The organism is Methylocaldum sp., assembly GCF_039794385.1.
Taxonomy (GTDB): Bacteria; Pseudomonadota; Gammaproteobacteria; order Methylococcales; family Methylococcaceae; genus Methylocaldum.
Genome location: NZ_JBDIVO010000004.1, coordinates 25,606 through 46,524 on the forward strand (window position 1 = coordinate 25,606; position 20,919 = coordinate 46,524).

22 protein-coding genes are annotated in these 20,919 nt (G+C 54.6%); 9 read left to right on the forward strand and 13 right to left on the reverse strand.

Going from position 1 to position 20,919, the window contains the following annotated elements; all coding sequences use genetic code 11:
• Positions 1-5: 5 nt before the first annotated feature.
• Positions 6-479, forward strand: coding sequence for a tRNA (cytidine(34)-2'-O)-methyltransferase (locus ABJK70_RS00555; protein WP_077728468.1), 474 nt, complete (start codon positions 6-8; stop codon positions 477-479).
• An 11-nt stretch (positions 480-490) separates the two neighbouring features.
• Here the strand turns inward: ABJK70_RS00555 and ABJK70_RS00560 are convergent, their stop codons facing one another.
• Genes ABJK70_RS00560 through ABJK70_RS00575 form a run of 4 tightly spaced genes read right to left on the reverse strand, consistent with a single transcriptional unit; the run spans position 491 to position 2,811 of the window.
• Positions 491-1,495 carry an NAD(P)H-dependent glycerol-3-phosphate dehydrogenase gene (locus tag ABJK70_RS00560; RefSeq protein ID WP_156880256.1) on the reverse strand — a complete coding sequence of 335 codons (1,005 nt, stop codon included), beginning with the start codon at positions 1,493-1,495 and terminating at the stop codon, positions 491-493.
• Positions 1,496-1,518: 23 nt separating this feature from the next.
• Positions 1,519-1,980, reverse strand: coding sequence for a protein-export chaperone SecB (gene secB, locus ABJK70_RS00565; protein ID WP_077728466.1), 462 nt, complete (start codon positions 1,978-1,980; stop codon positions 1,519-1,521).
• A gap of 50 nt (positions 1,981-2,030) precedes the next feature.
• Positions 2,031-2,480 carry a rhodanese-like domain-containing protein gene (locus ABJK70_RS00570; protein ID WP_077728465.1) on the reverse strand — a complete coding sequence of 150 codons (450 nt, stop codon included), beginning with the start codon at positions 2,478-2,480 and terminating at the stop codon, positions 2,031-2,033.
• Positions 2,481-2,499: 19 nt separating this feature from the next.
• The gene (locus ABJK70_RS00575) at positions 2,500-2,811 is read right to left on the reverse strand and encodes a metalloregulator ArsR/SmtB family transcription factor (RefSeq protein ID WP_077728464.1); all 312 of its coding nucleotides are present in this window, start codon (positions 2,809-2,811) and stop codon (positions 2,500-2,502) included.
• 283 nt (positions 2,812-3,094) lie between these two features.
• On the opposite strand from ABJK70_RS00575, the gene gpmI reads away from it, so the two are divergent.
• From gpmI to ABJK70_RS00590, 3 genes are all read left to right on the forward strand, one after another.
• Positions 3,095-4,636 (forward strand): 2,3-bisphosphoglycerate-independent phosphoglycerate mutase, encoded by a 1,542-nt coding sequence (gene gpmI, locus ABJK70_RS00580; protein ID WP_156880254.1) that lies wholly within the window; start codon positions 3,095-3,097, stop codon positions 4,634-4,636.
• A gap of 278 nt (positions 4,637-4,914) precedes the next feature.
• Positions 4,915-5,802 carry a peptidoglycan DD-metalloendopeptidase family protein gene (locus ABJK70_RS00585; RefSeq protein WP_210023771.1) on the forward strand — a complete coding sequence of 296 codons (888 nt, stop codon included), beginning with the start codon at positions 4,915-4,917 and terminating at the stop codon, positions 5,800-5,802.
• A gap of 59 nt (positions 5,803-5,861) precedes the next feature.
• Positions 5,862-7,184, forward strand: a complete 1,323-nt coding sequence (locus tag ABJK70_RS00590; RefSeq protein WP_077728461.1) for a S41 family peptidase — start codon at positions 5,862-5,864, stop codon at positions 7,182-7,184.
• 84 nt (positions 7,185-7,268) lie between these two features.
• Here the strand turns inward: ABJK70_RS00590 and ABJK70_RS00595 are convergent, their stop codons facing one another.
• Positions 7,269-7,751 (reverse strand): DUF934 domain-containing protein, encoded by a 483-nt coding sequence (locus tag ABJK70_RS00595; protein ID WP_077728460.1) that lies wholly within the window; start codon positions 7,749-7,751, stop codon positions 7,269-7,271.
• Positions 7,738-9,387, reverse strand: a complete 1,650-nt coding sequence (locus ABJK70_RS00600; RefSeq protein WP_086135162.1) for a nitrite/sulfite reductase — start codon at positions 9,385-9,387, stop codon at positions 7,738-7,740. The genes ABJK70_RS00595 and ABJK70_RS00600 overlap by 14 nt, the downstream gene beginning before the upstream one ends.
• A 314-nt stretch (positions 9,388-9,701) precedes the next feature.
• Between ABJK70_RS00600 and nhaD the strand changes: the two genes are divergently transcribed.
• Positions 9,702-11,060 carry a sodium:proton antiporter NhaD gene (nhaD, locus tag ABJK70_RS00605; protein WP_086135225.1) on the forward strand — a complete coding sequence of 453 codons (1,359 nt, stop codon included), beginning with the start codon at positions 9,702-9,704 and terminating at the stop codon, positions 11,058-11,060.
• A gap of 34 nt (positions 11,061-11,094) precedes the next feature.
• On the opposite strand, the gene ABJK70_RS00610 is transcribed toward nhaD, so the two are convergent.
• Positions 11,095-12,405 carry a dicarboxylate/amino acid:cation symporter gene (locus tag ABJK70_RS00610; protein ID WP_077728457.1) on the reverse strand — a complete coding sequence of 437 codons (1,311 nt, stop codon included), beginning with the start codon at positions 12,403-12,405 and terminating at the stop codon, positions 11,095-11,097.
• A 296-nt stretch (positions 12,406-12,701) separates the two neighbouring features.
• On the opposite strand from ABJK70_RS00610, the gene ABJK70_RS00615 reads away from it, so the two are divergent.
• A complete protein-coding gene (locus ABJK70_RS00615; protein WP_133717645.1) occupies positions 12,702-13,184 on the forward strand; it encodes a PepSY domain-containing protein in 483 nt (160 codons plus the stop codon).
• 195 nt (positions 13,185-13,379) lie between these two features.
• Here ABJK70_RS00615 and ABJK70_RS00620 read toward each other — a convergent pair whose 3' ends face one another.
• Complete coding sequence (locus ABJK70_RS00620) at positions 13,380-14,345, reverse strand: FAD-binding oxidoreductase (protein WP_347257251.1); 966 nt, start codon at positions 14,343-14,345, stop codon at positions 13,380-13,382.
• 29 nt (positions 14,346-14,374) lie between these two features.
• Positions 14,375-14,743 (reverse strand): group 1 truncated hemoglobin, encoded by a 369-nt coding sequence (locus tag ABJK70_RS00625; RefSeq protein ID WP_077728454.1) that lies wholly within the window; start codon positions 14,741-14,743, stop codon positions 14,375-14,377.
• Positions 14,744-15,092: 349 nt separating this feature from the next.
• On the opposite strand from ABJK70_RS00625, the gene ABJK70_RS00630 reads away from it, so the two are divergent.
• Together ABJK70_RS00630 and fdxA are read left to right on the forward strand one after the other, a co-directional pair.
• Positions 15,093-15,593: a cytochrome P460 family protein gene (locus ABJK70_RS00630; protein ID WP_240502385.1), complete on the forward strand. Its 501-nt coding sequence runs from the start codon at positions 15,093-15,095 to the stop codon at positions 15,591-15,593.
• Positions 15,594-15,811: 218 nt separating this feature from the next.
• Positions 15,812-16,135, forward strand: a complete 324-nt coding sequence (gene fdxA / locus ABJK70_RS00635; protein ID WP_077728452.1) for a ferredoxin FdxA — start codon at positions 15,812-15,814, stop codon at positions 16,133-16,135.
• 333 nt (positions 16,136-16,468) lie between these two features.
• Here fdxA and ABJK70_RS00640 read toward each other — a convergent pair whose 3' ends face one another.
• The gene (locus ABJK70_RS00640) at positions 16,469-16,720 is read right to left on the reverse strand and encodes a hypothetical protein (RefSeq protein WP_139841142.1); all 252 of its coding nucleotides are present in this window, start codon (positions 16,718-16,720) and stop codon (positions 16,469-16,471) included.
• A 291-nt stretch (positions 16,721-17,011) separates the two neighbouring features.
• On the opposite strand from ABJK70_RS00640, the gene cysB reads away from it, so the two are divergent.
• Positions 17,012-17,986 (forward strand): HTH-type transcriptional regulator CysB, encoded by a 975-nt coding sequence (gene cysB, locus ABJK70_RS00645; protein WP_077728450.1) that lies wholly within the window; start codon positions 17,012-17,014, stop codon positions 17,984-17,986.
• Positions 17,987-18,032: 46 nt separating this feature from the next.
• On the opposite strand, the gene ABJK70_RS00650 is transcribed toward cysB, so the two are convergent.
• The 3 genes from ABJK70_RS00650 to groES form a co-directional block, all read right to left on the reverse strand.
• A complete protein-coding gene (locus ABJK70_RS00650; RefSeq protein WP_077728449.1) occupies positions 18,033-18,770 on the reverse strand; it encodes a phosphoadenylyl-sulfate reductase in 738 nt (245 codons plus the stop codon).
• Positions 18,771-18,932: 162 nt separating this feature from the next.
• Entirely contained in the window at positions 18,933-20,561 is a 1,629-nt protein-coding gene (gene groL / locus ABJK70_RS00655; protein WP_077728448.1) for a chaperonin GroEL, read from the reverse strand.
• A 42-nt stretch (positions 20,562-20,603) separates the two neighbouring features.
• Complete coding sequence (groES, locus tag ABJK70_RS00660; protein WP_077728447.1) at positions 20,604-20,894, reverse strand: co-chaperone GroES; 291 nt, start codon at positions 20,892-20,894, stop codon at positions 20,604-20,606.
• Between the last annotated feature and the right edge of the window lie 25 nt (positions 20,895-20,919).

A 20,919-nucleotide genomic window follows, 5' to 3' on the forward strand; every position in this document is an offset into this window, starting at 1 on the left:
CTAACGTGTTCCACATCGTCCTTTACGAGCCGGAAATACCGCCGAACACAGGGAATATCATCCGTCTCTGCGCCAACACGGGCGCTTGGCTGCATCTCATCCATCCCTTGGGCTTCCGGCTTGATGACGCCAGGTTGCGGCGCGCCGGCCTCGATTATCGGGAATGGGCAGATGTGCGGGAATACGGGGGACTGGATGAATTCTTGGAACGGGTTCGGCCGGAGCGGCTGTTCGCGCTCAGCACCAAAGGGCGGTGCTGCTACGCGGATGCCGACTTCCGCCCGAATGACGCCTTGCTGTTCGGTCCGGAGTCCAGGGGATTGCCGGAAACCTTGCTGGCTTCCTTGCCGAAGCCGCGCCTTCTTTACGTGCCTATGAAACCGGAAAGCCGCAGCCTGAATCTGTCCAATACCGTAGCGTTGGTGCTTTACGAAGCATGGCGGCAGAACGGCTTTTCGGGAGCGATTGAACGGGTTTGACCGAAGCAGGCTCAACCGGCCAAGGCTTCCGGCTTCTGTTCTCTCAGGAGTAGATTGTTGACGGCCTCTAAAGGCGCGAGCCCTTCGTAAAGGATTTTGTAGGTCTGTTCGGTAATCGGCATCTCGATCCCGAGACTTTGCGCCAGCTGGTAAATAACCTTCGTAGTAAGAATCCCTTCGATTTCTTGGCCGATTTCGGCCGCGACTTGCTCTCGCGGGAGCCCTTTGCCGAGCCCGAGGCCGAAGCGCCGGTTTCGAGATTGATTGTCGGTGCAGGTCAAAATGAGATCGCCGACACCGGCAAGTCCCATGAAGGTTTCCGGTTTGCCACCCAATGCCAAACCCAAGCGCATCATCTCTGCGAGTCCGCGGGTTATCAGCGCCGCACGGGAGTTGGCGCCGAAGCCCAGGCCGTCGGCGACCCCGGCGGCGATAGCCAGTACGTTCTTGGTCGCCCCGCCCAACTGAACGCCGATGATGTCTTCGGTGGTGTATGCGCGGAATCGGTTGTTATGAAGCAGCCCCGCCAGCATTTTGGCGAATTCGATCTCCCGTGACGCTACCGTAATGGCGGTCGGGAGATTGGCGGCCAAGTCGCGGGCGAAGCTTGGGCCGGACAGCACGGCGGCGGGAATGTCGGGTCCCAGAACGTCCTCCGTGACTTGGTGCAAAAGCTTTCCGCTTTGCAGTTCCAGACCTTTCGTGGCCCATGCGATCTTGGATTCCGGGGTGAGATGCGGTGCCAGGTCCATCAGGAGGTTTCTAAATGCATGGCTGGGCACCGCAACTACGAGAATTTCCGCGGTCTTAACGGCTTCTTCCAGATTCGCGACGACCCGGAGGTTGTCGGGAAAGCGCGCACCGGGTAAATAGCGCTCGTTGCACCGGGCGGCGTTGAGTTTGGCCAAATGTTCGGGGCGATGCCCCCAAAGCACAGTGGGATGGCCGTTGCGGGCTATCAAAAGGGCTAGGGCTGTGCCCCATGAGCCCGCGCCGAGAACTGATACAGCTGTCATGTGGGCGATTGCGGACTATCCCGTTAATGGCTTGTGGGGGCGGAGCCCTGCTGCTGTTGCATCTGCTGCATGTACAAGGCGTCGAAATTGATGGGGGCAAGGAGCATGGGCGGGAAACCGCCCTTGGTCACGAGATCGGAAACGGCCTCGCGCGCATACGGAAAGAGAACGTTCGGACAGTAGCTACCGATCAGAGGGCCGAGTTCTTGGTCGTCGAAGCCCGCCATCGCGAAAATCCCCGCTTGGCAGACTTCCACCAAATAAGCGGTTTTTTCGCCGAGTTTAACGGTTACCGTCGTGGTGAGACTGACCTCGTACAGATTTTCCTGAAGCTTTTGCGCATTGCTCGACAGGTTGAATTCGACCTTCGGTTCCCATTTGAGCGTGAATACCTCCGGCGAATTCGGCGTCTCGAAAGAGACGTCCTTAACGTAAATCTTTTGCAGGACGAACTGTCTTTCTGGCTGAGTGGTTTCTTCGGCCATGGATAATCCTTATTTGTTTCGTAAGCTTGGAAAAATCGGGAGAGGGCGAATTACTTGTTATTCCGCTTCTTAACGACGGGGTATTTTTGGTCTTCCCATGCGAGCATGCCGCCTTTCATTTCAAACACTCGGGTGAAGCCTAAACCGGTCAGTTTCTTGCAGGCCTGGGGAGATCGCGTGCCGGACTGGCAGGTTACGATAACGGGATTTTGTTTGTATGCCTCCAATTCCTGTGCTCGTTCCTCGAGTTTGCCCAAGGGAATGAATTTCGCATTTTCGATATGGCCGTTGGCATGTTCGTGCGGTTCGCGGACATCGATAATGATGGTGTTTTCATCATTCATCAGGTTTACGGCTTCCGTCGGCGAGATTACTTTGTGTTTACGGAAGGCGCTGTCGATAAAATCCTGAATCAGCAAAATCGTAACAATGAGCAAACCGCTGGCCATGATCCAGTGATTGCCCAGGAATTCCAACAGGCGGTCGGGTGTGACAGTCATAGAGAAAATTCGGCTCCAACTAATGATGACAAAATACTTCTTTCATCAGCTTGATCAGCTGCAGTGTGCGCTCGTCGTCAACGTAATAGTACACGCGGTTAGCGTCTTTCTTACAGGCGAGAATACCTTTATCGCGCAGAATGCCCAGATGCTGAGAGATATTGCTCTGAGTCGTGCCGACCTGCTCGACGATGTCCTGAACGCTGACTTTATTGTTCCCCAAAGTGCATAAAATCTTGAGTCGCAGCGGATGGGACATGGCTTTCAGGCAATAGGCAGCCTGCGCGATATCGGCATCTTCCGTAATCAGTATCTCGTTTGGTTTGGTCATCGGAGGCTTCGCATTGTAAGAGTTTGTGCGCTCTTTAGCCGCGATTGCTCGAGCAACACGGGGTTGCAAAAAAAAGTTAAAATACTACTCCGTTTTTCCCTTTGCCTAAGCCCATGGCGCCTCATTCTCAAATTCATATTTATCCGGCGATATTGAGTTCGAGGTCTTTTCCTTTCCGCGAAAGCGGCCGCTTGGCCATTGGGACATACTGATTTTTTCTGCGGGAAGCAACAAAGCCTTTATTGCCAGGCAAACGCGCAAAAACCGAGAGGGAGATTATACTTTGAAGTTGAATCGTCCTAAACCTGTTGTCCTCATCATTCTGGACGGTTTTGGTTACAGCGAAACCAAAGACCATAACGCTATCGCTCTTGCAAGAACCCCGACATGGACGAAGCTGTGGAATACTTGCGCGCATACGTTGCTCGATTGCTCCGGTGAAGTCGTCGGCTTGCCCGACGATCAAATGGGCAATTCCGAGGTGGGACATTTGCATTTAGGGGCGGGTCGACTTATCAATCAGGATTTTACGTTGATCAGTAAAGCGGCTAGGGACCGTTCGTTTTACACCAATCCCGTTCTGCGCGAAGCCGTGGACAAGGCCCTTCGGAACGATAAGGCACTCCATATTTTAGGACTGCTGTCGCCCGGCGGCGTTCACAGCCACGAAATTCACATTCATGCAATGGCGGAGCTCGCGGTTAGGAAGGGGCTGAGAAAGGTCTATGTGCATGCCTTTCTGGATGGGCGAGATACCCCACCCAAGAGCGCAGGCGACCCGATACGCAGAATGGATTCGAAGTTCGAAGAACTGGGGGCAGGGCGGATTGCATCCATTATTGGCCGTTTTTACGCGATGGATCGCGATAATCGCTGGGACCGTATCCAGCAGGCATACGACCTTATCGTGCAAGGAAAAGCCGATTACCGCACGGAAACGGCGATCGAGGGCTTGACGCTGGCTTACGAGCGGGGTGAGTCCGACGAGTTCGTCAAAGCGACTTCAATCGTTCCGGACGGTGAAGCGCCGATTACTCTCAAGGACGGCGATGTCGTGATATTCATGAATTTTCGGGCCGATCGCGCCCGAGAGCTGACGCGCGCACTCAACGAGGCCGATTTCGTGGGGTTTCGACGCGAGGTCGTTCCGAAGCTGGGTGGGTTTGTTACATTGACGGAATATCACCAAGACTTTACGTTTCCCGTCGCTTATCCGCCGCAAGACGTGACCAACAGCCTGGGCGAAGTCTTGTCGAAGCATGGTCTAAGGCAGTTGCGGTTGGCCGAGACTGAAAAGTACGCTCACGTTACGTTTTTCTTCAACGGCGGAGTAGAAACGCCCTTTCCCGGAGAAACGCGCATCTTGGTGCCGTCGCCCAAGGTCAAGACCTACGATCAGAAGCCGGAAATGAGTGCTCCTGAAGTGACGGATGAATTGGTCAAGGCGATCGAGTCCGGCGAGTACGACGTCATCATCTGTAACTACGCCAATGGGGATATGGTTGGTCATACTGGTAACCTGGACGCATCGATTCGGGCGGTAGAGGCTTTGGATGAGGCATTGGGTCGAGTCGTCGAGGCTCTCGACAAGGTCGGAGGCGAAATGCTGATTACGGCAGATCATGGCAATGTCGAGCAAATGATCGATCCTTCGACCGGCGAAGTTCAGACCGCGCACTCGGTTAATCCCGTGCCGCTCGTGTATAAAGGCAAAGCCGGTAGGTTAAGCGACGGAGGCGGTCTGGCCGATGTCGCGCCGACATTGCTCGCGATTATCGGGCTTGAAAAGCCGGCGGATATGACGGGGCGATCGTTGCTGATTTGAGGTTTGCCGTTTTGTCCTGTCACCGAGTCGCGCGAGTTTTCTGTCTGGCTCTAGCATTCAAAATGCCTTTCGCGGCGGCGGTCTCGGAACCAAAGGATCGTTTGGATGAACTAACTACGGTTCGGGAGCGTATTAAGACGGTCCAGAAGTCCAGGGACGCTCTAGAGTCGCGCAGACGAGCTCTGATCGGGCAATTGAGCGGTATCGAGCGGGACTACGGACGTCTGGCAAAACGGCTTAAAGAGCTCGAGATTCAAGCGCAAGCCCAATTGCGGCATTTGAACGATTTGGAACGCCAAAGCAGTGAGTTGCGGGCGGCAGTGAAAGCGCAATATAAAACATTGACAGGACAAGCTCGTGCGGCCTATGCCGCCGGCCGGCAAGATTGGCTGAAGCTGGTGTTGGATCAGGAAGACCCACGCCAGCTCAGTCGCGTGCTGGCTTATTACAATTATCTGAGTCAAGCTCGATTCTCGCTGCTGAGGGAGATGCAAAAGGATTTAACAACCGTTTCGCAATTGCAGCAGCAAGCGTCGGCCGAAGCGGCGAAGCTTCAATCCACTCGTGAGCAGGTAGCAAAAGATCGCCTCGAGTTGGATAAGTTCCGACAATCCCGACGCGAGGTTTTGGCCGACTTGGAACATAGCCTTCAGGATAAGGACACCCAGCTGAGGCGGCTCCAGGAGGATGAAGAGCGCCTGCAAGATCTGGTTGCCGCCATTCGGCCTTTGTCGGACGACTCGGCGCGAGATCGGTCAGTCAGCAAAGGACCCTTTTCCGCCCTTTATGGTCAGTTAACATATCCGACGAAGGGTTCACTGCTTGAGTCGTTCGGCAGTCCGCGAGCGAGTGGCCGTTGGGATGGTGTCGTTATACGAGCACCGGAGGGCGCGCCGGTGCATGCCGTTGCGGCGGGGAGGGTGGCATACTCCGATTGGTTGCGGGGCTATGGCTTGTTGACCATTATCGATCACGGCGAGGGATATATGAGTCTCTACGCTTTCAATCAGAGTTTGTATAAGAATGTCGGGGACTCGGTGAACGGCGGTGATATCATCGCTACAGTCGGTGCCAGCGGCGGTCGTGCGGAGTCCGGACTTTATTTTGGCATTCGCGAAAAAGGAAGACCGGTGAATCCTATGTTATGGTGCAGTCACAAAGACTGACTTTTTACGGATTGATTTATGAGGCCTTATCCAGGGCGTTTTTGGTTGTAGGAAAATCTATGTTGCGACAAAGAAATTTTCTGGTTCTTATCTTTGGCGTTCTGCTCGGCATTTTGATCAGTACGGGCAGTAGCGTCCTCGCCGAGCGGGAGGCCAGTGGCGATACAAATGCAATCCCCTTCGAAGGATTGAAAACCTTTTCGGAGGTTTATGGACGCATACGCCAGGATTACGTAGAGCCGGTAACGGACCAGAAATTGTTGGAAGACGCCATTCGCGGAATGCTCGCTGGTCTCGATCCGCATTCAGCGTATTTGGATCAGGAGCAGTATAACGAGCTGAAGGTCGGTACTACCGGACAGTTCGGCGGCTTGGGTATCGAGGTCGGAATGGAAAACGGTTTCGTGAAGGTCATCGCGCCTATCGACGATACCCCCGCGCAGAAGGCTGGCATAAAAGCCGGCGACCTCATTATCCGGTTGGACGACAAGCCGGTAAAAGGCATGAGCCTGAACGACGCGGTTAAAATGATGCGTGGCGAGCCGGGTAGCGAGATCGTGTTGACCATAGTTCGCGAGGGTGTCGAGCAGCCGCTGAAGGTTAAAATCGTACGCGACGTCATCAAGGTCAAAAGCGTAAAGAGCCGGCTTCTTGAGGAAGGATACGGCTATGTTCGCATTACGAGCTTTCAGTCCAAGACTGGAGACAATGTCATCGAAGCCATCAGCGAGCTCAAAAAGAAAGGCGACTTGAAGGGCGTTGTGCTGGATCTTCGCAATAACCCCGGCGGAGTTCTCAATGCGGCGGTGGCGGTTAGCGATGCCTTCTTGGAGAGTGGCCTGATCGTTTATACCGATGGTCGTGTCGAAGACGCCAAGATGAGGTTCAGTGCGACTCCGAATGACGTTCTGAACGGTGCTCCAATCGTAGTGCTGATAAACTCCGGCTCCGCTTCGGCCTCGGAGATTGTGGCCGGTGCTTTGCAGGATCATGGACGCGCCATCATCATGGGCGAAAAGACCTTCGGCAAAGGTTCGGTGCAGACAATCTTACCGACCAGCAATGGCGGCGCGGTCAAACTGACCACGGCGCGCTATTACACGCCTTCCGGACGCTCCATTCAAGCGGAGGGCATCGCGCCGGACGTACCGATCTCGAAGGTGAAGTTGGAAATGGCCGCCCAATCGGAGTTTTCTCCGATCAAGGAAGCCGATTTGGTAAACCATCTCGAGAATGGAGCCGAGAAACCGCTCAAGAAGGACGAAACCAAAGCAGGGGATAAGAGTGAAGAGGCCTTGGCCCTGCAGGATTATCCGCTGAACGAAGCCCTTAATCTTCTAAAGGGTATCAATATCATGAGATACGGCCATAAAAAGAACTAGGCCGTGTCGGAGAATTGAAGCACACCCCCGGCTTGACCGGGGGTATTGTTTGTCGAGCGTATTTGAGTTGCCCGAGCTTCCCAGCTATTTACGCCGCCGATAAAGTGGTTCTTTAACGTCTACGGCGGCTTGATATTTCACCGTGAACTCCTGCAATGCGGGCAGCAGTTCTTGCGCATTCGCGGAGCCGTTCGGTTCGAAGGCGTTTACGCCTACCCGACTCAGAAAAAACATCTGATCCCTGAGAAAATCGCCGCGGGCGCGAAGCTCGCCGTTAAAACCGTAACGTTCCCGCAAAAGCCGAGCCAGAGAAAAGCTTCGGCCGTCTGTGAACTGGCGAAATTCCAAGACGATTATCGAGAAGTACTTAAGATCATCTGCAATTTCTTCGAGACTGTCGTCGCTGTTTAGGCGCAGCCCCAAGGGGACGCTGCAAGCGAGCAGGCGATCCCTTTCGTTCTTCCAGCGGAGCAGCGAAACCGTTACAGCCTGTTCCGGCAAGGCTTCGTCGTCGCTCAAGTGCCGCCAGTCGTTTGCGACGATATGGCCGTCTTTAATTATCTCCATAAACTCGCCCCTGGAATGGTCGCATACCGATACGTCTAACCGTTTCAAGAAATGCCTCGTCTTCCAGTCGATGCTCTCGGTAAGTTTGGAAGATGGCTTCTATCGCATGGCAAACCTGGTCCTTGGCTACGGAGGGACCTAGGCGTTCACCGAGGGAAGCATCCTTTCCGGATGAGCCGCCCAGGGTAATCTGGTACCACTCTTCCCCTTTTTTATCGACGCCCAGAATGCCGATATGACCGACGGTATGATGTCCGCAACCGTTCATGCAACCCGAGACATTGATCCGGATATCGCCTAGATCGTAGAGATAGTCCAAATTGTCGAAGATCTGCTGAATGCCGTTAGCGATAGGAATCGATGTCGCATTTGCCAATGAGCAAAAGTCGAGGCCGGGGCAGCAGATGATATCCGTCGCCGTGCCGATATTGGGTGTCGCCAGTTCAAGAGATTTAAGGCGCTGCCATAAGTCGTGCAAATCCGCCTGTTTAACGTCGGCCAGAACGAGATTCTGGGTGTGGGTGACTCGAATTTCGCCAAAACTGTAATGGTCGGCTAAATCGGCAATTACATCCATTTGGCTTGCGCTGAGATCTCCTGGAGGTTTTCCCGGTGTTTTCAGGGACACGAAGACAACCCGATAACCCGGCATTTTATGAGGGAAGGTATTATGGCGGAACCAAGCGGCAAACTGGCTGTCGTGGGCCGTTTTTTCCGCTAACAAGGGATTGTCGGCTAGCGTCTCGTAGGGCGCGGGTTGGAAGAACGTCTTGATCCGCTCGATTTCTTCGAGATCCAGGAGCAGGTCGTCCTTTATTGCAGCCCACTCGGCTTCGACCATTTCGGTAAACTTTTCCTTTCCCAGCTCTTTCACCAGGATCTTGATTCGCGCCTTGAATTTGTTGTCGCGACGTCCGAAGCGGTTGTAAACGCGGAGAATCGCTTCCAGATAAGACAGCAGGTGCTTTTTCTCGAGAAACGGGCGGATTGTCACGCCGATGATCGGTGTGCGCCCGAGGCCGCCGCCTACCAGAACTTCGAAACCTATCTCGTCCCGATCGTTCTTGACGAGCTGCAAACCGATGTCGTGTAGCTGGGTTGCGGCTCTATCCTTTGCCGCACCATTGACGGCAATCTTGAACTTGCGCGGCAGAAAGCTGAATTCCGGATGGAGGGTGGACCACTGCCGGATAATTTCGCAATAAGGGCGTGGGTCCTCGAGTTCGTCTCCGCCGACTCCCGCAAGATGATCGCTGGTGACGTTGCGGATGCAGTTGCCACTCGTCTGGATCGCATGCATCTGTACCGTAGCGAGTTCGCTCAGAACATCCGGCACGTCCTCGAGTTTCGGCCAATTGAACTGAATGTTCTGTCGCGTCGTGAAGTGGCCGTAACCCTTGTCATAGGTTCGCGCGATATGAGCCAACATCCGCAGTTGGCGCGACGAGAGCAGGCCATAAGGAATGGCAATGCGCAGCATCGGCGCGTGTTTTTGGATGTATAAACCATTCATCAAGCGAAGAGGCCGGTACTGATCTTCGCTGAGTTCTCCCTTCAAGAACCGCTCTGTTTGACCCCTGAATTGAGCGGCGCGCTCATTCACTAAGGTCTGGTCGTAATTGTCGTACTGGTACATATATGGAAGAAATCCGTCTGCCTAGGCGAGAGAAAAGCCTGAGTAATTCAGTAGGGAAAAACTATAACATGGAGCCGTTAATAGGAAAAAATAATAAAACTGGATATATCTATGAATTTACTTCATATCGACTCTGCCTGTAAACGCCGTTCTTCCGTCACAAGTGCACCTGAACCGAAGTGCGGAAAAAGTGCTTGGTTATTCATTCGCTAGCCCTTCTATATATATAATGCAGGGCTGTTTTGACTGGGGGGTCGTGCTGCTTGACGGCAGTGGCACAGACGTTTTTCAAAAACACCGAAGAGGGCTTAGCTTTGTTACGCGCATTCGTTTTACTTTCGCTGCTATTTCTTGTGCCCGGTTTGGCATCGGCCGAAGGATCGGAGGTCTTGGGGCTGACCGGTACCCAACGGGGCCTTTATTGCGTCTTGGTCTTCATCATCGCGTACGGGTTCGTGATGACCGAAGAGTTTACCCATTTGCGAAAATCCAAGCCGGTCATTCTTGCCGCCGGCATCATTTGGGCGCATGTGGCTTATCTGGCCGCCAGCAACAGCGTTCCATCGGAGAAGGTGCACAAGGCCTTCGAGCACGATCTCCGCGAGTATGCCGAGCTGTTTCTGTTCTTGTTGGTCGCTATGACCTACATCAATGCCATGGCCGACCGAAATGTATTCGAGGCCCTGCGTTCCTGGCTGGTGAGCCGTAAATTCGGTTATCGCAAGCTTTTCTGGATCACCGGGGTGATCACTTTCTTCCTGTCCTCGGTAGCTGACAACCTGACTTCCGCGCTGTTGGTGGGTGCTGTGGTGATGGCTGTCGGTGCAAATAGCCCACGCTTCGTAGCTTTGGGTTTTGTCAATTTGGTGAGCGCGGCTAATGCGGGTGGCGCGTTCAGCCCCTTCGGCGATATCACCACGCTAATGGTCTGGCAGGCCGGCAAGGCGGAGTTCTTCGACTTCTTCGAGCTGTTCATTCCGTCGGTGGTAAACTTCGCTGTGCCCGCCGCCTTCATGCACTTCGCCATACCGGACGAAGCACCCAATTTCCCCGATGAGGAGCAGGTCAAGATGAAGGACGGCGCCCTAATCGTTTGCGGCTTGTTCGCTCTCACCATCGTGACCGCCGTTAGCTTCAAGCAATTTCTGCATCTTCCGCCGTTCCTGGGCATGATGGTGGGACTTTCCTTTCTGATGTTCTACGGTTACCGCTTGAAGCTGTTGTACAGCGCCGAGAATGGGAGGTTCGATGTATTCGCCAATGTTCGCGATGCGGAATGGGATACCCTGCTGTTTTTCTTCGGCGTGGTATTCGCTGTGGGCGGTTTGGGCTACATCGGTTATTTGGAACTGGTTTCCGAGGCGATGTACGATGGACTTGGGGCGACGACGGCAAATATTCTGATCGGCGTGCTTTCGGCCATCGTCGACAACATTCCGGTCATGTTCGCGGTGCTGAGTATGAATCCCGATATGGACCTTTATCAGTGGATGCTCGTGACCTTGACCGCCGGCGTGGGCGGAACCATGCTGTCCATCGGTTCGGCGGCGGGTGTGGCCCTCATGGGGACGTCGCGCGGCATGTATACCTTTTTCAGCCATCTGCGCTGGACGCCGGCCATTATCGCCGGCTATGCCGCGAGCATTTTGACCCACTATTGGATCAACGGCTAACGCCGCTTCGGCTCATTTAAACAAGGCGTAGCCGTTATCCGCGGCTACGCTTTTTTTCGCGGTCTGATCCGCGTCCTTCCCAAGCATCGAGCAAGATCGCCACGAGCATATCGGCGAGCACGTTTACCCCGGACCGGAGTCTCGCGAGGATCCAATCGACCGGCGCGATCAGAGGTATCGCTGCGGCTACGATTGTCTCCGGCAAACCTGACGCACTCAGCACCAGTGGAAGGATAATCAATCCCGCTTCCGGAATTCCGGCGACGCCGATAGCCGCCATAAGCGCCGAGAGCACAATAATGGCTTGTTGTCCGGCTCCAAGCCCGTAACCCAATGCCTGTGCCAGGAACAGTGCCGCCATAGCCTCGTACAGCGTGATGCCGTCGTTATTAAGATTTGTTCCGGCGCAAACCGCGATGCGCGCAGATGAGTCCGAGACGCCGATGGTCCTCAGGCACCGCAAGGTAACGGGCATGGCCGCCAAACTGCTGTTTGCCGATAAGCCGGTCATGATGGCATCCGCGCCTTGCTTCAGATAAATGTGCGGTGGCTTTCCACCCGCCAGCCATGCCGCCAAGGGATAATAAACGAGGCCGTGCAAAGCCAGGCCAAGGCTTATAACACCGAGAAACCCGCCTAAATCGGCGAAGATTTCCAGACCGGTTTTTCCGACGACTTGAGCTACGAGGCCGAAGACTGCGAACGGAACGGCTTCGACAACCCAAGAAAGCACCTTGGCTAGAATCTGATAGGCCGAGGATACAAATCCTTCCAACGGTCGAATGTCTGCGATATCGCTCTCGCCTTGGCGATCTTTAAGCCAGCGTAGGGCGGCGCCGAATAGCAAGGCGAGCAGAACTACCGAGATCACGTTATTGCCGGCAAGCGGTTCGATCAGGCTTTGAGGGATATAGGCGCCGAGGTTCTTCAATGGGTTGAGGGTTGCCGCCGGGACCGCGTTTGAGCTCGCCAGAGCGGAATTTCCGGAAAGTTGGGCGGTGAGTTGCTCGATCCTGTCCTGCCATGCCAGCCCGGGTTCTATCGCATTCATCAGCAGCAAGCCGATCATGCAAGCGACCGAAACGTTGATGAGGCAAATCGTCACCAGCCGTCCTCCGCTTCTTGCGGATATATGGGTTCGCGCAAATGCATCGAGAATCGCAAATAGAATGAGCGGCACGGCAAGCGCTTTCAGGAGTCGGATCACGAGCATTCCGAGCTGCCCGAGATGGTCGTTTCGAAGGCCCCAAAGATAAGCTTCATCGCCACCGACGACGCCGAGTAACGCCCCCAGCGCGACGCCTATCAGTACGCGTATCGACAGGGGCCATCGTTTTGCTTTCATGTTCAGTTTCTGTTGATCGAAAGAGAGGATGTTATCGCATCGTTCAAGACTAAGGCGGTCGGCGTAGCTTAAGTCGACATTTCCGATAGTCCAGGGGGCCTGGGACTAGTGCCCATTTCGGCATGGCGCGGTCTTCAGGCGTGGTTTCGGCCGTTCTGCGTTAGGGATTTGTCCCAATTGACGGTACTTGCGCTTGTTGCTTACATCACTCGAACGAGAGGCTGCTCACTGCCCAAATAGCCAAGGCGATGAGCGGCGCATTTCTATTCATCGGACGGACAAGGAGGGTTCGAATCATGAGATTTATCACCTTCGGTTTATTGTGTCTCGTCAGTCTTACCGGTTGTGACGGCTCCGGGAGTTCAGGCGAGAAGAAGGTTCCTTTGGATCAAGTGCCGCCAGCCGTAAGAGCAACGGCAGACAAGGCGGTGCCTGGAGTCCAATGGGAGAAAGCTGAGACGGAAACGGAAAAGGGCCAGGCCATTTACGAACTGAAGGGACGCGATTCATCGAATCGTAAAGTAGAGGTTGAGGTGACGCCCGAAGGGACATTGGTCGAGGCCGAGACCGAGATTCCGTTGGAGGAGGTCCCCATCGTCGCGCGTGAAGCATTGAAAGCGAGGCTGCCCAATTTCAAACCGGACGAGGTCGAATCGGTCACTAAGGGAATTGGCCCCGCCGGATACGAGTTCGAGGGACGGGACGAAAGGAACAAGAAGATCGAGGTTTTTGTTTCGGCGGATGGCACTCAGGTGACCATCGAGGAAGATGATGACTGAGGAAGGTATTTTTTACGCTCGGTCGGTTTCGCACCACCCTGAGCAACATCTACTCGACGGGAGCGGCCTGAAGGTAGCCTCCACATCTCACGTCTCCGTCGATATCAGGGGCAGGGATGGTCGCGGCGGTTCACGTTCCTGCCGACGCCAAACCCGGGACCCGCTAGGCTCCGAGTTTTTTCGATCAGCTGGGAATCACACCGACGTGAACGCGTCGCACACGATGTCTTTCATGGATGCGCCTGCCAGGAAGGCTTTCTTTTGAGCGGCTTTCACCATTTCCGGGTGTCCGCACAGAAAAACTCGCCATCCTGTCAAGTTGGGCACCTCATTCAACGCGATCTGGTGAACCCTTCCGCTTGCGAATTCTTTCGAAACGTGGCTGCCCGAAAGACAGGCTGTGTACTCGAAATTGGAGTAGGCTCTGGTAAGTTCTCGCAGTTTATCGGTTAGGTAGAGACCGTTCGGAGTCCGGCTGCCGTGAAAGAGCCTGATCGGTCCGATATGGCCCTGGGCGAGAGCGTCACGAACGACGCCGTACAGCGGCGCCAGTCCGCTGCCCGTGCCGATCAGCAGCAGGCCTTGTTCGGGCGATCCGGGTAGGTAATAGCAATCGCCGCCTGGACCTTGAATGTCGATCGTGTCGCCCGGGCGCAAGGCGTCGTGCACCCAATTGCTCACTTTCCCTTGTGGTACTCGCCGTACGTGGATATGAATATGAGGATCTTCGGTCGGTAGGCTGGCGACGGAATAGCTTCGCGCCAGATTCTCGCCCTGATACAGGTTGATGAATTGACCGGCCCGATACTCGATCTGTTCGTGGGCTTTCAGGCTGACCTGCATGATCTCGGCGTTTAGAAGCTCCATGCCCACAATCGTCGCGGGGGTCCTGGAAAGCTCGTTGCCAGGCAACGAGACTGAAAGGGTTTCTTCCGGATTGCAAATACACGCCAGAAAGTAATTCTTGGCTTTTAGCGTCGGCTTCAGTCCTTTTTGCGAAGCTTCCGGTGGACGCCCGACCTCCGCCCGCATCAGACAGGCTTGGCAAATACCGGCGCGACAACCGAACGGCACGGATGCGCCGTGCTCGGTCAAACACTCAAGAACGGACTGACCGTCGCGTAGCGAATAGATTTGTCCATCGTAGCGGATATTCGGCATCGAGACCCTTCCCCAGAATAAACCGCGGGTTATCGACCGAGAACGTCGTTCCGAGTACTTTCGGCGATGGCCGCAGCTTCGGCAATAAGTTCTTCCGGAACTTTGAGTTCCTGCATGGTCGCGGCCAGGTTTTCCATCACCGCATCAAAATGAGCGTCGTTCAATCCGTTCTTGACAAGATGAGCGTGGCCTCGCCGCATGTCGAGACCGGAGTAGTGATGGGGACCCCCGAATGCCATGGTCAAGAATGCTTTCTGCTTGGCCGCTTGTGCCTCCATGTCGACGCTTTCGAAGAAATGGGCGATTCGGTCGTCGCTCAAGACCTTGCGGTAAAAAATATCGACGGCAGCGTCTACGGCAGCTTCGCCCCCCAGCTTTTCAAAAAGACTTTGGCTCATTTAGAGTTCTCCAAAACTATGGGTTTCTGTCAATCATGTAGCATTAATGCATCTTTACGCGCATAAAAAAACGCGTAAATCGCGTTTATTGCACTTAATATGCGTGCTCGATGAATATTAAGAGACGGTACGCTACTCTGTCAATCGGCCTAGGTTTGCGGATTGCAGGCTTGGACAAAAAGACCGAAAATCGGCTGCCTTTGTCCCCGGCATCCGCTAGACGCAACACCTTGGCAAGGTTCGACGATCGGTAGCGCTGGATTTACCTTATTCGAGTGAAGTGCCGGTGATAACGTGTGTTCGTCTTCGCTAGGGGGCAAGTTTTACGACTCTCAGAGGAGATTTTGCAGTGAAAAGAATTATGATGATCTTGGGGGCCGCGGTCATCGCGACGTTTGCTTGGGCGGAACAGTCCAATGTAGCACCGGCTCCGAATGGGATTACGATCCCGCAGAATTATAAAGATTGGCGGCTAATCGCTGTTTCTCAGCGTCCGGAAACCAGTACGCTCCGTGCCATTTTAGGTAATGATGTCGCTATTGCTGCGGCGAGAGCCGGAAATACCAATCCTTGGCCAGATGGAGCGGTGCTGGCCAAGCTGGTGGTAAAGCAAAAAAACCATCCCAAATATCCCACGGCCATGGTGCCGGGTGAATTCGTCCATGCCGAGTTCATGATCAAGGATTCAGCCAAGTATGCTTCAACGGGCGGCTGGGGTTTTGCCCGCTGGCTGGGAGAGAAGCAGGAACCTTATGGCAAGGACGCGAATTTTGCACAGGAATGCGTCGGCTGCCACACGACTGTTCAACAGAACGATTGGGTATTCACGGGACCGATCAATTTGCCTTGAACCGGAAAAGACGATATCGGCGGGGGTTGCTTGGGAATTGCCCCAGGTGCATGTAAAATGCGCCTCTTAATTTCAAGAGGCTGCCCGTCACTGCTGCTTGCAAGATAGATTGGAACGGGTTTGGCGGGGCGGTGAAACTGCACGCATAGAGCCGAGTCCAATAACGAGCGAAACAGGCTGTTATCTGGTAACCCATACAGCTTACAGGAAAATTTGAAATGACTTTCGTAGTAACCGAAAACTGCATCAAGTGCAAATTTACCGATTGCGTCGATGTTTGCCCGGTCGACTGCTTTCACGAGGGGCCGAATTTTCTAGTCATCGATCCTGATGAATGTATCGACTGCACTTTATGCGAGCCCGAATGCCCCGCGAACGCGATTTATTCCGAAGATGAAGTTCCGGAGGGCCAGGAACAATTCATCCAATTGAACGCGGAGCTTTCGAAAGTGTGGCCAAGCATCACGGAAGTCAAGCCAGCTTTGGAAGATGCGGACGAGTGGAACGGCAAACCGGACAAGATGCAATATCTCGAAAAATAATCGGAAGGTCGTGGCTAGCGATGAGTTATACGGCGGGGAGTTCAATCGGGTTCGATAATTCGTCTTTTCGTCGCCTCAACTGAAAAGTCTCAATCTCCGCTGTCGAGGGCGCTGTTGAAGTCAGCAGCGCCTTTTTGTCGTGAACAGTCGGTCTTGAACCGAACACGTTTCAGCAGCTGCCGCTGCTGTTTTCACAATCGCTCAAGATTTGTCGTCCGCTCTTGGAAAACTGAACTGGGCGGCGCGTGCCGGGATGTGCGCACCAGGCTGCGGGGTCTTGTAAGATATACGGCTCGATCCCGATGAAATCGTCTTCATAAGGATCTTCGGTAATCATGCGGAAGTGCGTTCGCACGCCGCGATCCGCTCCCCGCGTGGAAAGATGTATCCGTCCTCGTCGCGAAACTTTTCGTAGGTGCCGCGGTAAATGACCGCATGGCCGCGGTCGATGTACTCCTTGCCTTCGCCTTTTACGGTGGTTACGGTCACCGATCGGAATTCGATGCTCCGATGGCCTGCCACGGCATCGTATCCCACTTGTCCAGCTTCACCGCAACGGAGGTCCGACTCGACCCATGCTTTCAAGAATTCCTGTTCCTGAGGCACCCGAAATACAAGCGCTCCGCAGTTTCGAGTCGGTTTTGAGGTGGAGCGGGAACCGGTTCGTCGGAAACGATACCGGCAACGGCGACAGGCGTTTAGCAGTCCTCGCAGATCTTACCTAGAGATAGAGTATTTGCCGAAATTCGGGGCTGCTCGAGGTTGGTAGCTTTTCGCGATTAATTCAGCCTTAGAGTTGAGCTTTGCGAAATGATGCTATTGAAAAGAGTATAATTTTTGTTTCCCTCGTTCACTCGGGATGACGCCGAAGACGCCATGAAATTGCAGCAATTACGCTATATCTGGGAAGTTGCGCAGCACGAATTGAATGTTTCTGCGACGGCGGACAGCCTCTACACGTCGCAGCCCGGAATTAGCAAGCAAGTCCGGCTTTTGGAGGATGAACTGGGGCTTCCGATTTTCGCGCGGAACGGCAAGCACCTGACGGAGATTACCGCAGCCGGCAAGCAGATTGTGGCGATTGCCGGAGAAATTTTGGGCAAGGTCCAGGATATAAAGAATATCGCGCAGGAACACCGCGACAATAAGGTCGGTTCGCTGTCCATCGCCACTACGCACACGCAGGCGCGCTATGCGCTTCCTCCCGCCATAAAGGAGTTCATGCGTCGTTACCCCGGGATCAAGCTCAATATCAACCAGGGCACGCCGATGCAGATTTCCGAATTGGCGTCGCGCGGGGTTGTCGATATGGCGATTGCCACCGAAGCGATGGAGCTCTTCGAGAATCTCGTCATGCTGCCGTGTTACCAGTGGAATCGCTGTGTCTTGGTACAGCAGGGGCATCCATTGACGGAAAAGGCGGAGCTAACTTTGCAGGATGTCGCCGAGTATCCCATCGTGACTTACGTCTTCGGATTTACCGGACGTTCGCAGCTGGATCAGGCGTTCGAGAAGGCAAATCTGCATCCCCAGTTAGCTTTGACTGCGGTGGATGCGGACGTGATCAAGACCTATGTAAGGCTCGGTTTGGGAGTCGGAATCGTTGCCAAGATGGCTTACGACCCTGTCGCGGACGCCGATCTGATTCCGCTCGATGCCAGTCATATGTTCGGTTTGAGCACGACGAAGATCGGGCTGCGGCGGGATATGTTCATCCGCGGATTCATTTACGAGTTCATCCGCTTATTCGCGCCGCATCTGACGCGGGAATTGGTGGAACAAGCCATGACCCAGCGGGAACAAAAAGACGTCGATGCCTTGTTCGAGAATATCGCGCTGCCGGTGCGCTAGTTTTCGCATGCCCGGCTTGGTGATGCGCCAAGGCCGGTGTTGATCCTCAAGCTTTTTCAGCTGTTTTCAGATTCCCGGCATGTAGGCCGCATTCCTTCTTCCCGGCATCTTCCCACCACCACCGGCCTTCGCGCTCATGCTGATTGGGCAGAATCGGCCGAGTGCAAGGTTCGCAGCCTATGCTGACGAAACCTTTACGATGCAGTTCGTTGAAGGGCACGTCGTAGGCTTCGATGTAATCCCACACCTGCGCCGACGACCAGTTCGCGAGCGGATTGAATTTGATCAGGCGATGGTCGGGCGTGGAAAAAGCTTCGTCAAGCTCGATCTCGGCCAAATTTTCCCGAGTCGGGTTTTGGTCGCGTCGCTGACCGGTAATCCAGGCGTCCAGCTGACTAAGCTTCCGGCGAAGCGGCTCGACCTTGCGGATGCTGCAACATTCGTGATGGCCGTCTTTGTAGAAGCTGAATAAGCCTTTTTCTCTGACTAAAGTTTCCAGTTGCACGCGATCCGGCGAAAGAACGTCCAGCCGAATGGGGTAGCGCTCCCGAACGGTCTCGATCAATCTGTAGGTTTCGGGATGCAAGCGACCGGTATCCAAGGTGAAGACCTGAATGCCCGGCTTGAGCTTGCTGGCTAGGTCGATCAATACCACGTCTTCGGCGCCGCTGAAGGAAATGGCGATGTTGTCGAACCATGTCAGCGCCGCCTTGAGAATCGCGCGGGGATTTTTTCCGGCCAATTCGCCTTTAAGCTGATCGAGATCGAAGAATTGAGTACTCATGTCGTATCGGGGTAGAAACCGTGACGGATAAGGTAACACACGAGATTCAATCCTAAAAATTCTAAAAACAACTTTTGATATAGAAAAACGGGATAAGATCAGACGAAAAAGCCCCGCCGTTTTCGGCGGGGCTTTGGTGTTCTCGGTCGTGGAAGCAACCGATTACATCATGTCTTCCATTCCGGCACCGGGCATGCCGGCTCCTTTTTCTTTCTTCGGCTGTTCGGCCACCATGGCTTCCGTGGTGAGCATCAGACCGGCCACGGACGCGGCGTTCTGCAGCGCGGAACGGGTGACCTTGGTCGGGTCCAGGATACCCATCTGAATCATGTCGCCGTATTCACCGGTCGCAGCGTTGTAGCCGAAGGTGCCTTCGCCTCCCTGAACCCGGTTCAGGACGACCGAAGCTTCTTCGCCCGCGTTGGTCACGATTTGACGCAGCGGCTCCTCGATCGAACGGCGCAGGATGGCGATACCCACGGTCTGGTCGTGGTTCTTGCCCTGCAGATCCTTCAGCGCGTTTTGAGCACGGATGAAAGCGACGCCGCCGCCCGGAACGATGCCTTCTTCAACCGCAGCGCGGGTTGCGTGCAGCGCGTCTTCCACGCGGGCTTTCTTTTCTTTCATCTCGACTTCGGTGGCTGCGCCGACTTTGATCACGGCAACGCCGCCGGCCAGCTTGGCCACGCGCTCCTGCAGCTTCTCGCGATCGTAGTCCGAGGTGGTGTCCTCGATCTGCTTGCGGATCTGCTCGACGCGAGCCTTGATGTCTTCCGCTTTGCCGGCGCCGTCGACGATGGTGGTGTTTTCCTTGTTGATCTGGATCTTCTTCGCACTGCCGAGATCGCCCAGGTCGACTTTTTCGAGGCTCAGGCCCAGTTCTTCGGAAATGACGCGGCCACCGGTCAGGATGGCGATGTCTTCCAGCATGGCCTTGCGGCGATCGCCGAAGCCCGGCGCCTTAACGGCGCAAACCTTGATGATGCCGCGCATGGTGTTGACCACCAGGGTCGCCAACGCTTCGCCTTCGACATCCTCGGCGACGATCAACAGCGAACGACCGGATTTCGCCACTTTTTCGAGCAGCGGCAGCAAGTCGCGGATGTTGGAGATCTTCTTGTCGTGCAGCAGGATGTACGGGTTTTCGAGCTCGACGCTCATGGTTTCTTGGCTGTTGATGAAATAGGGCGAGAGATAGCCGCGGTCGAACTGCATACCCTCGACAACATCCAGTTCGTTGTCCAAACCGGAACCTTCCTCAACGGTAATCACGCCTTCCTTGCCCACCTTGTCCATCGCGTCGGCGATGATTTTGCCGATGCTCTCGTCGGAGTTGGCGGAGATGGTGCCGACCTGGGCGATGGCTTTACTGTCGGTGCAGGGCTTGGAGAGTTTCTTCAGCTCTTCGATGACCACGCCGACCGCCTGATCGATGCCGCGTTTGATATCCATCGGGTTTGCACCCGCCGCTACGGATTTCAAGCCTTCGCGGACAATGGCCTGAGCCAGGACGGTTGCCGTGGTGGTGCCGTCGCCGGCGACGTCGGACGTCTTCGAGGCGACTTCCTTCACCATCTGAGCGCCCATGTTCTCGAACTTGTCTTTCAGTTCGATCTCTTTTGCGACCGAAACGCCGTCTTTGGTGACGGTCGGTGCGCCGAAGCTCTTTTCCAGCACGACGTTACGGCCTTTCGGGCCCAGGGTCTGCTTCACTGCGTCGGCCAGAACGTTAACCCCGGCCAGCATGCGCTGACGGGCGTCATCGGAAAAACGGACTTCTTTAGCTGCCATCAGTTAATTCCTCCAAAATCAGTCTGAACGTTAGGTCGTGGATCAGGCTTCGAATACGCCCATGATGTCGTCTTCGCGCAGCATCAGATATTCGGTGCCGTCGATTTTGACTTCGGTACCGGCATACTTGCCGAACAAGACTTTGTCACCGACTTTTACATCCAGTGCGCGCACTTGACCGTTATCCAGGGCTTTTCCGTTTCCTACGGCAACCACTTCGCCTTTGATCGGCTTTTCCTTTGCGGTGTCGGGAATGACGATTCCGCCCGGGGATGTTTTTTCTTCTTCCCAGCGTTTTACGACGATACGGTCATGCAAGGGACGAATTTTCATGATGACTGTTTTCTCCTTGAAGAAG

Excerpts from the sequence above, each read along its gene's own strand:
- ABJK70_RS00560 (WP_156880256.1), bottom strand. The coding sequence starts at position 1,495 with ATGACAGCTGTATCAGTTCTCGGCGCGGGCTCATGGGGCACAGCCCTA.
- secB (WP_077728466.1), bottom strand. The coding sequence starts at position 1,980 with ATGGCCGAAGAAACCACTCAGCCAGAAAGACAGTTCGTCCTGCAAAAG.
- ABJK70_RS00570 (WP_077728465.1), bottom strand. The coding sequence starts at position 2,480 with ATGACTGTCACACCCGACCGCCTGTTGGAATTCCTGGGCAATCACTGG.
- ABJK70_RS00575 (WP_077728464.1), bottom strand. The coding sequence starts at position 2,811 with ATGACCAAACCAAACGAGATACTGATTACGGAAGATGCCGATATCGCG.
- ABJK70_RS00590 (WP_077728461.1), top strand. The coding sequence starts at position 5,862 with ATGTTGCGACAAAGAAATTTTCTGGTTCTTATCTTTGGCGTTCTGCTC.
- ABJK70_RS00595 (WP_077728460.1), bottom strand. The coding sequence starts at position 7,751 with ATGGAGATAATTAAAGACGGCCATATCGTCGCAAACGACTGGCGGCAC.
- ABJK70_RS00600 (WP_086135162.1), bottom strand. The coding sequence starts at position 9,387 with ATGTACCAGTACGACAATTACGACCAGACCTTAGTGAATGAGCGCGCC.
- ABJK70_RS00610 (WP_077728457.1), bottom strand. The coding sequence starts at position 12,405 with ATGAAAGCAAAACGATGGCCCCTGTCGATACGCGTACTGATAGGCGTC.
- ABJK70_RS00615 (WP_133717645.1), top strand. The coding sequence starts at position 12,702 with ATGAGATTTATCACCTTCGGTTTATTGTGTCTCGTCAGTCTTACCGGT.
- ABJK70_RS00620 (WP_347257251.1), bottom strand. The coding sequence starts at position 14,345 with ATGCCGAATATCCGCTACGATGGACAAATCTATTCGCTACGCGACGGT.
- ABJK70_RS00625 (WP_077728454.1), bottom strand. The coding sequence starts at position 14,743 with ATGAGCCAAAGTCTTTTTGAAAAGCTGGGGGGCGAAGCTGCCGTAGAC.
- fdxA (WP_077728452.1), top strand. The coding sequence starts at position 15,812 with ATGACTTTCGTAGTAACCGAAAACTGCATCAAGTGCAAATTTACCGAT.
- cysB (WP_077728450.1), top strand. The coding sequence starts at position 17,012 with ATGAAATTGCAGCAATTACGCTATATCTGGGAAGTTGCGCAGCACGAA.
- ABJK70_RS00650 (WP_077728449.1), bottom strand. The coding sequence starts at position 18,770 with ATGAGTACTCAATTCTTCGATCTCGATCAGCTTAAAGGCGAATTGGCC.
- groL (WP_077728448.1), bottom strand. The coding sequence starts at position 20,561 with ATGGCAGCTAAAGAAGTCCGTTTTTCCGATGACGCCCGTCAGCGCATG.
- groES (WP_077728447.1), bottom strand. The coding sequence starts at position 20,894 with ATGAAAATTCGTCCCTTGCATGACCGTATCGTCGTAAAACGCTGGGAA.